Genomic DNA, 14729 nt, shown 5'->3' on the forward strand with positions numbered 1-14729 from the left:
GAGGCTTCAGACCATGCTCGACGCGCTCAGCCTGCTTGCCTGCCTTGCTTGCGCCCAGGCAGCGCCTCTTGCCGCACCTCTGGCCGGACCTCTGGCCGCACCCGCCAATGGTATTGCCGTGGACGTCGAGCTGGTGCTGGCGGTCGACATTTCGCAGTCGATGGATGAGAACGAGTTCGCCCTGCAGCGCGCCGGCTATGTCGAGGCGCTGCGCCACCCCGACTTCATCAAGGCGGTGCGCTCGGGCACCACCGGCCGCATTGCGCTGGCCTATTTCGAATGGGCCGGCACCGTCCGCGACGATGCGGTGATTGCCTGGCAGGTCATCGATGGCACGGAGAGCGCCAATGCTTTCGCCGACAGGATCGAGGCCCGCCCGTTCAGGAGCTTTCGCGGCACCTCGATTTCCGGCGCGCTCGCCTTCGGCACGGAGCTGTTGGATGAAGCCGCTTTCGACGCGACGCGCAGCGTCATCGACATTTCAGGCGATGGCCCGAACAATATCGGGCTGCCCGTCACCAAGACACGCGACACCGCGGTGGCGAAGGGCATCGTCATCAACGGCCTGCCGATCCTGATCAGCCTGTCGCCCACCTTCAGCCATCTCGACCGGTACTATGCCGAATGCGTGACCGGCGGAGCCGGCTCCTTCGTGTTGCCGATCTACGCGGCTTCCGAATTCACGACCGCCATACGCCGCAAGCTGATCCTCGAGGTCAGCGGCATTGCAGGCCCTTGGGCCCGGCCGGTCCGGATCGATGCGGCAGCGCCGATCGACTGCCTGCAGGGCGAGCGCGACCGGCGGTTTTTCTCCGATCCGTTTTTTCCGGAGCTCGACCGATAAGCCAGCCTGATGAGGTCTTTTGTTCCAGCATGTCGTACCCAAGACTGCTGCGCGCCCGGTTCGAGCCCGAGGGTATGCTAAGCCGGCCGCGCGCCGTATTTGGTGCGGAACTCGTGGTAGAGATCGCGCCGCCAGCGCCGGCCGCCGACATAGCCGCGCAACAATTGCGGCAAGGAGTAGCCGAGCGCCTTCGACGAGCGGTTGGCCAGATAGCCGGCAAATGCCTGCGAGATCCTGCCCTTCATCGTGTCGGCGATAATCTGGCGTGCGATCATGTAGGGCGGAATGTCGGGATAGCGATCGATGATATAGGGGTGCTTGCAGATCAGGTTCGCATAGGCTTCGACATAGCCGTCGCGCTGGCCGGAGATCGAATTCTCCGAATTGTATTTTTTCCAGTCGACGTCTTCGGACAGTTGCGCGCCACTGCGGCGGGCCAGGCGTAACAGCAATTCGCGATCCTGCATCCGCGCTATGTCGCTGTCATAGCCGCCGATCGCCAGCAAGGCCTCGCGCCGGGCCGTGATCGCCGATCCGGCGATGAAGATCGTCTGCGCCACCAATGCCCTTTCCAGCGTGTCCCGGTTCAGGAACGCATCGCGGTTGATGCAATTGGTGCTGCGGCCACCCTTCATGGACACGAACGAACTGATCAGGATTTCGAGCGTTGGGTTCTCCTCGAACCACGCCAGCGCCCGCTCCAGCCGGTTTGGCAAGTAGACGTCGTCGGAATCAAGGAAGGTGACAACCGGCGCCCGCGCGCGCTCGATGCCGGCATTGCGGGCGGCATTGGCGCCTCGCCATTTCGCGCCGACATAGATGAGACGGGGATCGCGGATCGCAGCCAGCGCGGCTTCGGTGCCGTCGGTCGAGCCGTCGTCGACGACAATGTGCTCGAAGCGGGTAAGTTTCTGCGCAAGCACGCTCTCGACCGCGCGCAGAACCTTGCTCCGCCGGTTGTGGGTCGGCGTTATCACTGTGATAAGCGGAGCGGGGTTCATCGTCTCGGGCATGTTGCCCCGGCGCGTTCCACGACAACCGAATGGATTTGAAATTCGCCTTCCATGCCCGTCCCAGGTCGCGTTCGGTGGGACCGTACAAAAAAGAAGCACCGGTGTCACGCCAAAGTGAACGGTGGTCGATCCGATGTGACGAATTTACAACTCGGCGCTCAACGGCAGCACCCTTGGCCGATATGTATTCCCTGACCTCGGAGGTGCATTTCATGACCTCCGAGGCACATTCCAAGACCTTGGAGGTAATCGACCAGCGTCCGGCGCGTCGGCAAACTGCCCTGCATGAAGCCTGTTGTTTCGGCTTCGATCGATAAGGGAGTTTCGCCATGACCGCTTGCGCCGTTGCCCATATGCGCCCGGCCACAATGGGGCCCGGGATCGTCGAATATCTGCAGAGGATCGACGCCACGCTGGAGCCCTTCGGCGGCCGTTTTCTGGTCCATGGCGGCGATGTCGATGTGATCGAGAACAAGTGGCCGGGCCACCTCATCATCATCGAATTCCCCGACAGGGAGCATGTGCGCGGCTGGTATAATTCGCCGGCCTACCAGGCGATAATGGCCTTGCGCACGGACAATTCTCAGGCCGACGTGGTGTTCGCCGATGGCGTCGAACATCCGCACAAGGCAACGGACGTCCTGGAATAGCGGATGTCTTGGAATAGGGCGTATCGCCGAGCGCGATATTTATCGCTTCAGCAGGAACACCGCTTGCTGGCCGAAGAAATTCCAGAACCACCACGGCATGGAGAGGCCGATCTTCTGGCCGTTGCCGTCGAGCGCCGTCGCCTTTTCGACGGTGGCGCCGAGCTCGTCGCACAGATTGACGAAGTCGCGAATGGTGCAGAAATGGATGTTGGGCGTGTCGTACCAGGAGTAGGGCAGGTCGTCGTTCACCGGCATCCGCCCTTGGACGAACAGCGAAAGGCGCACCCGCCAGTGGCCGAAATTGGGGAAGGAGACGATGGCGCGGTTGCCGATCCTGAGCAGTTCGTCGAGCACCAGCTTGGGGTTGCGGGTCGCCTGCAGGGTCTGCGACAGGACGACGAAATCAAACCCCTTGTCGGGATAGAATTCGAGATCCGTGTCGGCGTCGCCCTGGATGACGGAGAGACCGCGCGCCACGCATTCGTTAACGCCGCGCTGCGACAATTCCAGCCCGCGTCCGTCGACCTGCTTGGTCTCCTGCAGCAATTCAAGCAGCAGGCCGTCGCCGGAGCCGACGTCCAGCACCCGCGACTGCGGCGGGATGAGACCGGCGACGACTTCGAGGTCGACGCGCTGGGCGCGATTGACGCTCATGGTTGGGCCTTTTTCCTGGCGCATGATCGCGATCCGAAAAGTCTGCAACTTTTCGGGGTCATGCGCTGATGCCTGGCGCATGATGCGGTCTCGAAAGTTTGCAAATTTGCGGGGTCATAGGCTGAGCCCCCTGGCGCGCGCGGCTGAGGCGATGAAGCCGTTGATGGCGGCGAACAGTTCCGGCTCGTCGAGCAGGAAGGCGTCGTGACCGCGGTCGGTCTCGATTTCGACGAAGGAGACCGAGGCGCCGGCCGCGTTCAGTGCATGGACGACCGAGCGGCTTTCCTCGGTCGGGAACAGCCAGTCGCTGGTGAAGGACACCAGGCAGAAGCGGGTCTTGGTGCCGGCGAAGGCGTCGGCCAGCCGTCCGCCATGGTCGGCGGCAAGGTCGAAATAGTCCATCGAGCGGGTCATGTAGAGATAGGAATTGGCGTCGAAACGGTCGACGAATGTCATGCCCTGATGACGCAGATAGCTTTCGATCTGGAAATCGGCGTCGAAACCGAAGGTGAGCGCTTCACGATCCTGCAAATTGCGGCCGAATTTCCGGTGCAGGGCGACCTCCGACAGATAGGTGATGTGAGCGGCCATGCGCGCCACCGCCAGCCCCTTTTCAGGCCGCTTGCCATGCTCGAAATATTTGCCGCCATGCCAGTCCGGGTCGGCCATGACGGCTTGCCTGCCGACCTCGTGGAAGGCGATGTTCTGCGAGGAATGACGGGCACCGGTGGCGATCGGCAGCGCCGAGAAGACGCGTTCCGGATAGCTCGATGCCCATTGCAGCACCTGCATGCCGCCCATCGAGCCGCCGAGCACGCAGAACAGTTTTTCGATGCCGAAATGGTCGATCAGCATGAGCTGCGCCCGCACCATGTCGCGGATGGTGATAACCGGCAGGTCGAGCCCGTAGGGTTTGCCGGTGGCGGGATTGATCGAGGCGGGACCGGTGGAGCCGAGGCAGCCGCCGATGACGTTGCAGCAGATGACGAAGAAGCGGTTGGTGTCGATGATCCTGCCGGGGCCGATCAGCACCTCCCACCAGCCGGGCTTGCCGGTCACCGGATTGGTGCTGGCGACATGCTGGTCGCCGGTCAGCGCATGGCAGACGAGGATGGCGTTGGAGTGGGCGTCGTTGAGGGTGCCATAGGTCTGGTAGGCGATCTGAAACGGCGACAGCAGCGTGCCGGCGTCGAGCTTGAGCGGCTTGTCGGCGCCGAAACGCAGCACCGGGCTCGACGGCTGGTCGGCCTCGTTGTTGGTTTTTCGAGCGCGCAGAGCGGCCATCACATCCTCTTACACTCGTATCGAGCTGCGAGGATCGCTTGCGATCTCACGCCGATGCGGTCGTCCGGCCGGCTGCGGACAACAAAAAACCGGCAACGCCATCGCAAAGCCGGTTACAGGATGCAAACGGCCCTTTAGCGAGTTGTTTAACGTGGCTGCAAGCCGACCGGCCAAATCACCACGGAATTTCGCTCTCTTCTAAGACCGGCGCGCGCCGGCGTCAACGGCCACCCATGATTTGCCACCTCTCGACATTCCGGGCCATGGCTTGTATTTCCGCTGCGGCTTCCCGGGGGAAGCATCTCGACGGATTTGTGACATGAACCAGATACCGGACAAGGCACGGCCGACGCCCCGCGCGGGCATCATGGACATCGAAGCCTATGTGCCGGGCAAGAGCACAGCGCCCGCCGGCGTGGCGAAAGTTCACAAATTGTCGTCGAACGAAAATCCGCTCGGCCCTTCGCCGAAGGCGATAGAGGCGGCGCGCGAAGTGGCTAGCAAGCTCGACGTCTATCCCGACGGCACCGCCAGGCGCCTGCGCGAGGCGATCGCCGAGGTGCATGGCCTGAATGCGGCTAACATCATCTGTTCCAATGGTTCCGACGAGATCCTGGGCCTGCTCGCGCAGACCTATCTCGCGCCCGGCGACGAAGCTGTCATCACCGAACACGCCTTCTCGATCTACAAGATCTACATCCAGTCGGCGGGCGCGACGCCCGTGTCGGTCAAGGAGACCGAGGAGCGCGCCGACGTCGATGCGATCCTCGCCGCCGTGACGCTGGCTACCCGGATCATTTTTCTTGCCAATCCCAACAACCCGACCGGCACCTACATGCCGTTCCAGGAGGTTCGCCGGCTGCATGCCGGGCTGCCAAAAAACGTGCTTCTGGTGCTGGATGCGGCCTACGCCGAATATGTGCGCCGCAACGATTATGAAGCCGGCATCGAGCTTGTGAGCGGTGCCGAGAACGTGGTGATGACCCGCACCTTCTCCAAGCTCGGGCTTGGCGGCGCGCGGATCGGCTGGATGTATGGCCCTATGCACATCGTCGACGCGATCAACCGCGTTCGCGGCCCCTTCAACGTCAACGCGACGGCGATCGAGGCCGGCATTGCCGCGATCCGCGACCGCGCCCATGTCGAGCGCAGCGTCGCGCATAACGAGACCTGGCTGGCCTGGTTGAGCGAGGAACTGACAAAGCTCGGGCTGCGGGTGACGCCAAGCGTCGGCAATTTCGTGCTGATCCACTTTCCCGAGGACAACAAGCATTCGGCGGCCGCCGCGGACGATTATCTCACCCAGCGCGGCTACATATTGCGGCGCGTTTCCGGCTACGGCTTCCCGAATGCGCTGCGCATGTCCATCGGCACCGAAGAGGCCAATCGCGGCGTTGTCGCCGCACTCACGACGTTTCTGAAAAGCTGAAGCAATGACATCACCGATGTTCGAAAAGATCGCGCTGGTCGGCATCGGCCTGATCGGCTCGTCGCTGGCCCGCGTCATCCGCCGCGAGGGTCTCGCCCGTCATGTCGCCATCTCGACGCGCAGCGAAACGACGCTGGCTCGGGCAAGGGAGCTCGGCCTCGGCTCCTCCTACACCATGGACGCCAGGGAAGCGGTGCGCGACGCCGATCTGGTCATCGTTTCGGTGCCGGTCGGCTCCTCGGGCGAAGTCGCCGAGGAAATCGCTCCGGCACTGAAAAAGGGCGCCATCCTCACCGATGTCGGTTCGACCAAGGCATCGGTCATCGCCCAGATCGAGCCGCATGTGCCCGATGGCGTGCATTTCATCCCCGGCCACCCGCTGGCCGGCACTGAAAAGTCGGGACCGGACGCCGGCTTCGCCGAGCTGTTCGAGAACCGCTGGTGCATCTTCACGCCGCTGCCTGGCACCGATCCGGCGGCCCTGGAAAAGCTTTCGGAATTCTGGCGCTGCTGCGGCTCCAACATCGACACCATGGATCCGCAGCATCACGACATGACGCTCGCCATCGTCTCGCATCTGCCGCACATCATCGCCTACAACATCGTCGGCACCGCCGACGATCTGCAGTCGGTGACCAAGTCCGAAGTCATCAAATACTCGGCCTCCGGCTTTCGCGATTTCACCCGCCTTGCCGCTTCCGACCCTACCATGTGGCGGGACGTCTGCCTGCACAACAAGGACGCGATCCTCGAAATGCTGGCACGGTTCTCGGAGGATCTCGCCTCGCTGCAGCGCGCGATCCGCTGGGGTGACGGCGAAAAGCTGTTCGACCTGTTCACCCGCACCCGAGCCGTGCGCCGCTCGATCATCGAGGCCGGCCAGGACATCGACGCGCCGGATTTCGGACGGCAGGCGGTCGAGCATCCCGCCAAGGGATAGGTTCAATCGACCGGCTTGATCTTGCCCAGCGGGATGAACCCGAGCGAGGCCTTGCCCTTGACAATCTTGAGCGGCATTGACGGTTCGTTGCCGAGCAGGGCCAGTCCGGCAAAGCCGGTTTCAATCTGCCTCTTCTGTTCGGGAATGGCCGCGCCGAGAATTGCTGCCACGGCTTTCGGATCGTTCAGCTTGATCATGAGGTTGGCGTCGATCAGGCCGTCGGCACTGACCGATACCGGTCCGGAAATGGTGATGCGCGCGGTTCCCGACGACAGATCGAGCTTGGTGATATCGACCGCCTGGCCGCGCAGGCTCCTGGCCTGCGTCTTGATCAGCGCCACACCGTTTTTCAGGGTCACGTCGCCGCTGCCGTCGAGCGGCGGTAGCACGCGCCCATCGATCGCGTCCGGGTCGATCTCAAGATCGGTAAAACTCCCGACATAGCCGATGTCCTGGCCATTCGGACTGAGTTGCCCGGCCGCCGTCCCGGCGCTGAACAGTTCGACCGGGTCCGTGCCGTCGGCCGGATCGGTCTGGCCGGACAGGCCCTCGGCCGCCAGCGAAACGCGCCGCGGCAGGGGCCAGGACAGTTTCACGCTTGCCTGCAGATTATCCCAGTCGATCCACAACGGCGCCATTCCCGGGAAGGTGGTCCTGAGCGGCCCGCGCAATTCGGCAAAAGGCGACAGGATCCGCGTGATCCGCGTGACGGCGTTGAGGCTGCCGCTCGAAACGGCGACGTTCCTAGTGTCGTCCTGATACGCCAGATTGTCACAGGAAATGGCGAAGCTCAGCGGATAGCCGCTGACCGTGAGATTGGCGCAGTCAGCCTCGATGCCATTGCCGTTGAGCTCGGCCACGGCTTTGTCGGTTTCGCTCCTGACCTTGTCGGCCAGGTAGAACCAGCCGGCGCTGTAGATGCCGAACAGCACGGCGAGGAAGGCGGCAAGCCAGAAGAGGCGGCGGCGAAAATCCGGCGGGCGCTCTTCACTTGACGTCATGCTGCGGCTCTCGTTAACGCGTGTTGCAGGCTATCGTTTCCGGCAACAGAGATAGACGGAGACGATAGAAAAACACCGATTCCGGTGCGGTGCTGCAGTCAGGCTTGGCGATATGGGCGATTTTTGGGTTTTTGGCTACGGTTCGCTGATCTGGCGGCCGGGATTTGCGCATGTCGAGACGCGGCGTGCACGTCTCCACGGCTACCGCAGGTCGCTCTGCGTCTATTCCTTCGTGCATCGCGGCACACGCGAACGGCCCGGTCTGGTGCTCGGCCTCGACCGTGGCGGCTCCTGCGTCGGACTGGCTTTCCGTGTTCCCGGCGATCTGCGCGACGAGGCCATCGCCTATCTGCGCGAGCGCGAGCTGGTCACCAGTGTCTATCTCGAGCGCCTGCTGCGCGTCCGTCTCGACGACAGTGATACAGGCACGGGCAAGACGGTCGACGCGATCGCCTATATTGTCGACCGCGACCATGAGCAATATGCCGGCGCACTCGATGAAGCGGACGCCGCGAGCGTCGTTCGCGGCGCCGTCGGCCGGTCGGGAAAGAACGAGGACTATGTCTCGAGCACGCTGGAGCATCTCGAGGCGCTGGGGATCCGTGACCATTGGCTGGAGGAGGTCGCGCGACAGGTCGCGCCTTTGTGAAGTGCTGGTGGGGTGTAAAGGACGGCCTAGCCTTTGACGTCGTCGTGGCGCGACATAGGTTAAGCCCGTCGGGCGCTTCTCGCCCGATCCTTCCCATCCTCACGGAGATCAGTCTTGCAGAAACGTCGTCTCGGTCGAACCGACCTGTCCATCGCGCCGCTGGTTCTGGGCGGCAACGTCTTCGGCTGGACCGCCGACGAGAAAACCTCCTTCGACCTGCTCGACCGGTTCGTCGACGCCGGCCTCAACGCCATCGACACCGCCGATTCCTATTCGCGCTGGATTGCCGGCAACAAGGGCGGCGAATCCGAAACCATCATCGGCAAATGGATGAAGAGCCGCGGCAATCGCGACAAGGTCGTGGTGATCACCAAGGTCGGATCGGATATGGGGCAGGGCAGGAAGGACCTTTCCGCCGCCTATATCGAAAAAGCCATAGATGCGTCGTTGAAGCGGCTGCAGACCGATGTCATCGATCTCTATCTGTCGCACTGGCCGGACCCGGCCACGCCTTACGAGGAAACGCTCGGCGCCTACCAGAAGCTGCTGGCCAAGGGCAAGATCCGCTACGCCGGCGCCTCCAACCTCGATGCCGGCCAGTTGCGCGCCGCGCTCGACGTGGCGAGCCTGCGCGGCTTGCCGCGCTATGCGGTGCTGCAGCCCGAATACAATCTCTACGATCGGTCGTCCTTCGATGGGCCGCTGCATGATCTGTGCGCGGCCGAGGATATCGGGGTCATCACCTATTTCAGCCTCGCCAAGGGGTTCCTGAGCGGCAAATACCGCAGCGAGGCCGATCTTGGCAAAAGCGCGCGTGGCGGTGGTGTGAAAGACTATCTCAACGCGCGCGGCATGCGCATCCTGGCGGCACTCGACGCAGTGTCGGCGCGCCATTCGGCCAAGCAGGCGGAAGTGGCACTTGCCTGGGTGATCGCGCAACCCGGCGTCACCGCCCCAATCGCCAGCGCCACGACGCTCGACCAGGTGGACAGCCTGGCGCGCGCGGCATCATTGAAGCTCGGTCCGGACGATATGGCGGAGCTCGACAAAGCGAGCGCGTAGGGGCAGGCTTAATTCAGGTCTTCGCTGCCGCGCCAAGTTCTTGCAACCGCTTCACCGCCGTCGGCGGCATGGGCGGCGGGTTTGGCGAGCGTGAGGCCTCGACGAGCAACTGGTCGCAAGCGGCTTCCGTCTCGCCGATCAGCCGTTCCATGAATTCCTCCTTGTCCAGTCCCGGCGGGATCGGCGGCAGGAAGCGGGCCTTGATCGTACCGGGATAGCGCATGAATTTCCGGCGCGGCCAGTAGAGACCCGCGACATGGGCGACCGGCACCACAGGAACGCCAAGCTGCGCGTAGAGCTCGACGATGCCGTATTTGTAGGCTGGTTCGTCGCCCGGCGCCCGGCGTGTGCCCTCGGGATAGATGATCAGCTGGCGGGGGTTGCGCGCCAGCTCTTGCCTGGTGGCAGCGACCACCGCTTTCAGCGCTTTCGAGCGGCTGCCGCGGTCGACCGGGATCATCCGCATCTTCATGATGTACCAGCCGAAGAACGGGATCCAGGTGAGTTCGCGCTTGAGGATGTAGAGCGGGTCCTTGAGGAAGGGGAAGAAGGCGATCGCGTCCCAGAAGGACTGATGCTTGGGCGCCAGGATGAAGGAGCCCTCGGGCAGGTTTTCCAGCCCGGTGATGTCGTTTCCGGTGCCGGCGATCTTGTCGTAGAGCCACATGCTGGTGCGCGACCAGAATTTCGGTACGAACCAGGCGTGGTGGCGCGGCGACAGAAAATAGTAGGGCGTCCAGAGGATCATCTGGACGATCAAATTGACGTAGAAGACGAGGTTGAACGCCAGCGAGCGGATATAGAGCATGTGGGAAGTGCCCGGTGAGGAGGTGTGCGTTGGTTACACCAAGCGCGGGCAAAAAGGAAACGGCGCGATGGGCGGAGATCGGTCCGGCCGGCAATGAGCCGCAGTCAGATCCTTCTCCCAGTCTACCACCTGCGTCAAGCCTACCACGTCGCCTGTGCCAGGCGCTCCCTGAGGCGTGGCGCGGCGAAATCGAGGAAGGCGCGCAGTTTCACCGGCAGCAGGCCCTGGCTGGCATGCACGAGGTTCACCGGCCATGGCTGCGGCTCGAATGCCTCCAGTACCGGGCAGAGCGTGCCCGAGCGCACCGCGGCGGCGATCTGATAGGAAAGCACCCTCGTCATCCCGACGCCGGCAACCGCGGCATCGATCGCCGCTTCCGCCGTGTTGACCCTGAGCCGGGAGCGGATCCGGACAGCGCGTTCGGTCTTGCCCGCGGCAAAAGTCCATGTGGCGGGAGAGGTCAGCCCCTCGAAGGCGATGCAGCTGTGCGCGGCAAGGTCGTTCGGGGTCTTCGGGGTGCCGTGTTCGGCCAGATAGGCCGGGCTCGCGCAAACAACGCGACGGATCGAGCCAACGCGGATGGCGACCAGGCTCGAGTTGGCAAGCTCGCCAATGCGGATGGCGAGATCGATGTGCTCCTCGATCAACTGGGTATCCGGTCCGCAAGCGTCAGGCGGATGTCCACGTCGGGATAGGCTGCGAGGAAGCCGGTGACGATCGGCAACACGTGCAGGCGGCCAAAGACGATCGGCGCGGTGACGATCAGCTCGCCGGTCGGGGTGCTGTATTCGCCGGCGGCGGCACGCTCGGCCTCGCCGATCTCACCCAGAATGCGGCGGCAGGCAGCCAGATAGACGTGGCCGGAATCGGTTAGCGTCAGCCGCCGCGTCGAGCGGTTCAGGAGACGCGTCTTCAGATGCCGCTCCAGGTCAGAGACCTTGCGGCTGACCGTTGCGAGCGGAATGCCGAAATGGCGCCCCGCGGCCGAAAGGCTGCCGGTCTCCGCGGCGGCGACGAAAAGCGACATGGCTTCGAAGCGATCCATGGTTCTTCCGAAAAATGGAAGGATAGATTGCAAATATGCCATCTTCATCCGGAAGATGGAAGGCTTTATCTAGAACTGCCCAAAGGAGACTTCCATGAACGCCCATGCTTTCACCAGCGACGTCGCCTTTACGCCGACCGTCAAGGCGATCCAGGCTCGCAAAGGCTCCCGCGACGCCTATGCCCGTGTCGAGGAGCGCGGCGGCTGGCAAGCTGATATCACGCCCGATCTCGCCGCCTTCATCGAGGCACAGACCAGTGTCTTTCTCTCTACGGCCAATAGCGAGGGCCAGCCCTACATCCAACATCGCGGCGGGCCAGCCGGCTTCCTCAAGGTGCTCGACGAGCGGACGATCGGATTCACGGATTTCGCCGGCAACAGGCAGTTCATCACGCAGGGCAATCTGGCCGACAATTCGCACGCTTTCCTGTTCCTGATCGACTATGCGCACCGGCAGCGCATCAAGATCTGGGGCAGGGCGCGCGTGGTCGAGGACGACGCGGAACTGATGGCGAAGCTGATGCCGGAAGGTTACAAGGCGCGCCCCGAGCAGATCGTCCTTTTCACGGTCTCGGCCTGGGACGCCAATTGCCCGCAGCACATCCCGCAACGTTTCGAAGCGGCCGACGTGGCCGCGGCGCTGGCCGAGCGGGACAAACGTATCGAATGGCTCGAACAGGAGATCGCGCGTTTGCGCGGAGCTTAGGTCTGGCTGCGGCTCAGTTGCCCGCCTCAGCCAGCGCGATGCCGTCAGGCGTCGGCTTGAACGGCACGATGCCACGTGCCAGCGCCAGCAGATACTTGTTGTATTCGGTGAACAGCACGCGCAATGCCCGGGGCTTGGTCAGCCAGCCGCCATTGTCGAGATTGGCGTTGACCACCGGGTAGGGCTCAAGCTTGGCGTTGTGCAGCAGCCGGCCCATTTCCAGCAGGCTGCGCGGCATGTGATAGTTGTTGGTGACGAGGATCACGGTGCCGTAGGCGTGGTCTTCCACCCATTTGGCGCTTTCCTCGGCATTGCCGATCGTGTCGAGCGCGGCGCGGTCGATGTCGACGCAGCAGGAAAACAGTTTCTTGTCGCCGCCGGTCGCGGCTTGAAGCTGGCGGCGGCTGGCGGATGGATGCACGCCGCTGATCAGCAGCCGCTCGCCCTTGCCGGACGCAAGCAGCCCCATCGCCGCGTCGAGACGCGACTGGCCGCCGGTCAGGACGATGATGGCATCGGCCTTTGCGGGATTGGCAGGCGTCGTCAGATGGCTGACGGTATTGGCAAAGAGAGCAAAGCCGCCGACAAAAACCGCCATCAGCCCGAGCAGGGAAAACGCGCAGACACGGATGACGGAACTTAGCCGGCCCAGCTTGCCAAACCCGTGCGCAGGCATGACCAGCACCGGCATGCGTCCAGCCGTATCGATCGAGTCCCTCGCGTCCATCATGTCATGGTTAACCCCGAATTGCGGCCTTTGGTAGGTCGCAGGCGCACTTTGCGTTACGGTAGGTTTTCATCCGTGATCGATCCCTTTTGTGCATGTCGTCGGCTCAAACCGGTTTCCACTTTTTGGGAGGCACGCATTAGCCGGCGTCCGGCTGGCGAACATCGATGTCGCTGAGATAGGCAACGACGGTGACATGGGAGGTTGCCGCCGTCAGGGCGCCGATGATCAGCACCATGAGGGCGACGCCGAAATAGCCTGCCGAACCAATGGCGAAATTGCCGAACAGGGCAGTCGCCTGATCGGCCTGCGGCGTCGCCATGTTGCGCGACGACCACCAGGAGAAGACGATGAAGACGAGTATTGCCGCCGCACCGCCGGCGGCCGCGCCCTTCATGCCGGTGACCAGGAAATGCTGGCGGAATTCGCGGGCGATGAAGCGCGCCTCGGCGCCGACGAAATGCAGCACCTCGATGATGTGGCCATTGCCGGCCATGGCGCCGCGCGTCGCGAACACCACGGTCAGCACGGTTGCCGACAGCATCAGCACCAGCACGGCGATGCCGATGGTCACCGTGGTGCGAGCCATGGCGACCAGACGATCGACCCAGGTGCGATGATCGTCGAGGGACGCACTCGGCAGCTTCGGCGTGATCGCCGCGCGCATGGCGGCGAAGTCGGGCGGGCTGTTCTCGTCGATGGTGACGATGATCAGACGCGGCACCGGCAGTTCGTCGATGTTCAGGCCCGAGCCCAGCCACGGCTCCAGCAGGCGGGCCGTGGCGTCGCGGTCGATGATCCTTGTGGCCTTGACGCCCGGAAATTCACCGGCGATCCCGGAGGCTTGGGCAAGGGCTGCCTCCATGTCGAGACCGTCGACCGGCTTGACCTGGATCGTCGCCTCGCGCGAGATCTGGTTCTCCCAGACCGAGGCGGTGTCGCGCACCAGCGTCACCGCGCCGAAGGTCAGGCAGGACAGGAACGTCATGATGGCGATGACCAGCACCAGCGCCCGGCCGGCGATATTCTGCGCCGGCACGATCGGCGCCATCTTGCGCTGGGCGCGGGGTTTGATCCCGGCCTCTTCGATGCCCTGATCCCGGAGATGTTCGGCGGGAAGGTCAGTCATAGATATCCAGCCTTCCGCCGGCCAGGATCATGCGCCGTGCGTCGACCTGTTCCATCAGGCCGAGGTCGTGCGTTGCGATCACCACCGCGGTGCCCAGCCGGTTGAGTTCGATGAACAGCCTGAGCAGGCGTCGCGCCAGCGGCGGATCGACATTGCCGGTCGGCTCGTCGGCCAGCAGGATCTCGGGCTGCTCGATCAGCGCCCTGGCGATCGCGGCGCGCTGCTTCTCGCCGCCCGACAGCACCGGCGGCAGCACATGCATGCGTTCGCCAAGGCCGACCCATTTCAGCAATTCGGTGACGTCGGTGCGGTAGCTCATCTCCTCGCGCCCGCGCACGCGCAGCGGCAAGGCGACATTCTCGTAGGTCGTCATGTGGTCGAGCAGGCGAAAATCCTGGAACACCACGCCGATGCGCCGCCGCAGATGCGGCAGTTCGGCACGCGAGATGCGCGAGCGGTCCTTGCCGAAGATGGTAATCAGCCCGCGCGTCGGCTTGAGCGACATGAACAAAAGCCGCAGCAGCGTCGTCTTGCCGGCGCCCGAAGGCCCGCTCAGGAACTGGAAGGAACGCTCCGGTATGTGCAGGGAAATGTCGCGGAGGATTTCCGGACCCATGCCATAGCGGAGGCCGACATTTTCGAAGCGGATCACGTTCGACGACCTGAAACTTGCGGTGGCGAAACGCCAGCCTTTTCCTGGGAAAGACCATCGGCCGGCATGGTTAACCCTTGGTTAATTTTCGATGCTTTTCGGTTTGTCACAGAGGTTCCGATGGGGAAGCGTTAAC

The 14729-nt window shown here is 63.4% G+C and carries 15 protein-coding genes, 1 pseudogene and 1 riboswitch; of the genes and pseudogenes, 7 read left to right on the forward strand and 9 right to left on the reverse strand.

Translation table 11 applies throughout. The annotated features are described in order from the left end of the window. The first annotated feature begins 13 nt into the window (after positions 1 to 13). A complete protein-coding gene (locus MESS4_RS07320; protein WP_006328423.1) occupies positions 14 to 844 on the forward strand; it encodes a DUF1194 domain-containing protein in 831 nt (276 codons plus the stop codon). A 77-nt stretch (positions 845 to 921) separates the two neighbouring features. Here the strand turns inward: MESS4_RS07320 and MESS4_RS07325 are convergent, their stop codons facing one another. Further along, on the reverse strand, positions 922 to 1845 hold the full coding sequence (locus tag MESS4_RS07325) for a glycosyltransferase family A protein (protein WP_244441067.1): 924 nt from the start codon (positions 1843 to 1845) through the stop codon (positions 922 to 924). Between the two features lie 341 nt (positions 1846 to 2186). On the opposite strand from MESS4_RS07325, the gene MESS4_RS07330 reads away from it, so the two are divergent. Next, positions 2187 to 2507 (forward strand): DUF1330 domain-containing protein, encoded by a 321-nt coding sequence (locus MESS4_RS07330; protein WP_006328425.1) that lies wholly within the window; start codon positions 2187 to 2189, stop codon positions 2505 to 2507. Between the two features lie 39 nt (positions 2508 to 2546). Here the strand turns inward: MESS4_RS07330 and metW are convergent, their stop codons facing one another. Then, positions 2547 to 3161, reverse strand: coding sequence for a methionine biosynthesis protein MetW (gene metW / locus MESS4_RS07335; RefSeq protein WP_006328426.1), 615 nt, complete (start codon positions 3159 to 3161; stop codon positions 2547 to 2549). 114 nt (positions 3162 to 3275) lie between these two features. Continuing rightward, positions 3276 to 4445 carry a homoserine O-acetyltransferase gene (locus MESS4_RS07340; RefSeq protein WP_006328427.1) on the reverse strand — a complete coding sequence of 390 codons (1170 nt, stop codon included), beginning with the start codon at positions 4443 to 4445 and terminating at the stop codon, positions 3276 to 3278. A gap of 114 nt (positions 4446 to 4559) precedes the next feature. Next, a riboswitch (SAM riboswitch) is annotated at positions 4560 to 4637 on the reverse strand. Positions 4638 to 4764: 127 nt separating this feature from the next. Here MESS4_RS07340 and hisC point away from each other — a divergent pair. After that, entirely contained in the window at positions 4765 to 5874 is a 1110-nt protein-coding gene (gene hisC / locus MESS4_RS07345) for a histidinol-phosphate transaminase (protein WP_006328428.1), read from the forward strand. A gap of 4 nt (positions 5875 to 5878) precedes the next feature. Further along, a complete protein-coding gene (locus tag MESS4_RS07350) occupies positions 5879 to 6814 on the forward strand; it encodes a prephenate/arogenate dehydrogenase family protein (RefSeq protein ID WP_198292734.1) in 936 nt (311 codons plus the stop codon). A 2-nt stretch (positions 6815 to 6816) separates the two neighbouring features. Here the strand turns inward: MESS4_RS07350 and MESS4_RS07355 are convergent, their stop codons facing one another. Continuing rightward, complete coding sequence (locus tag MESS4_RS07355) at positions 6817 to 7815, reverse strand: DUF2125 domain-containing protein (protein ID WP_006328431.1); 999 nt, start codon at positions 7813 to 7815, stop codon at positions 6817 to 6819. Positions 7816 to 7927: 112 nt separating this feature from the next. On the opposite strand from MESS4_RS07355, the gene MESS4_RS07360 reads away from it, so the two are divergent. Beyond that, positions 7928 to 8464 (forward strand): gamma-glutamylcyclotransferase, encoded by a 537-nt coding sequence (locus MESS4_RS07360; RefSeq protein ID WP_006328432.1) that lies wholly within the window; start codon positions 7928 to 7930, stop codon positions 8462 to 8464. A gap of 114 nt (positions 8465 to 8578) precedes the next feature. Beyond that, the gene (locus tag MESS4_RS07365) at positions 8579 to 9526 is read left to right on the forward strand and encodes an aldo/keto reductase (RefSeq protein ID WP_006328433.1); all 948 of its coding nucleotides are present in this window, start codon (positions 8579 to 8581) and stop codon (positions 9524 to 9526) included. Positions 9527 to 9539: 13 nt separating this feature from the next. On the opposite strand, the gene MESS4_RS07370 is transcribed toward MESS4_RS07365, so the two are convergent. Both MESS4_RS07370 and MESS4_RS07375 read right to left on the reverse strand, forming a co-directional pair. Further along, positions 9540 to 10334 carry a 1-acyl-sn-glycerol-3-phosphate acyltransferase gene (locus MESS4_RS07370; protein ID WP_006328434.1) on the reverse strand — a complete coding sequence of 265 codons (795 nt, stop codon included), beginning with the start codon at positions 10332 to 10334 and terminating at the stop codon, positions 9540 to 9542. A gap of 140 nt (positions 10335 to 10474) precedes the next feature. After that, positions 10475 to 11379 (reverse strand): annotated as a pseudogene (locus MESS4_RS07375) (LysR family transcriptional regulator). A gap of 94 nt (positions 11380 to 11473) precedes the next feature. Between MESS4_RS07375 and MESS4_RS07380 the strand changes: the two are divergent. Then, positions 11474 to 12085 carry a pyridoxamine 5'-phosphate oxidase family protein gene (locus MESS4_RS07380; protein ID WP_006328435.1) on the forward strand — a complete coding sequence of 204 codons (612 nt, stop codon included), beginning with the start codon at positions 11474 to 11476 and terminating at the stop codon, positions 12083 to 12085. A gap of 13 nt (positions 12086 to 12098) precedes the next feature. Here MESS4_RS07380 and MESS4_RS07385 read toward each other — a convergent pair whose 3' ends face one another. From MESS4_RS07385 to ftsE, 3 genes are all read right to left on the reverse strand, one after another. Next, on the reverse strand, positions 12099 to 12815 hold the full coding sequence (locus tag MESS4_RS07385; RefSeq protein WP_006328436.1) for a YdcF family protein: 717 nt from the start codon (positions 12813 to 12815) through the stop codon (positions 12099 to 12101). Between the two features lie 136 nt (positions 12816 to 12951). After that, the gene (locus MESS4_RS07390; RefSeq protein ID WP_006328437.1) at positions 12952 to 13941 is read right to left on the reverse strand and encodes an ABC transporter permease; all 990 of its coding nucleotides are present in this window, start codon (positions 13939 to 13941) and stop codon (positions 12952 to 12954) included. Next, positions 13934 to 14593 (reverse strand): cell division ATP-binding protein FtsE, encoded by a 660-nt coding sequence (gene ftsE / locus MESS4_RS07395; RefSeq protein ID WP_006328438.1) that lies wholly within the window; start codon positions 14591 to 14593, stop codon positions 13934 to 13936. The genes MESS4_RS07390 and ftsE overlap by 8 nt, the downstream gene beginning before the upstream one ends. Between the last annotated feature and the right edge of the window lie 136 nt (positions 14594 to 14729).

This window comes from Mesorhizobium sp. STM 4661 (assembly GCF_000359125.1).
Lineage (GTDB): Bacteria > Pseudomonadota > Alphaproteobacteria > Rhizobiales > Rhizobiaceae > Mesorhizobium.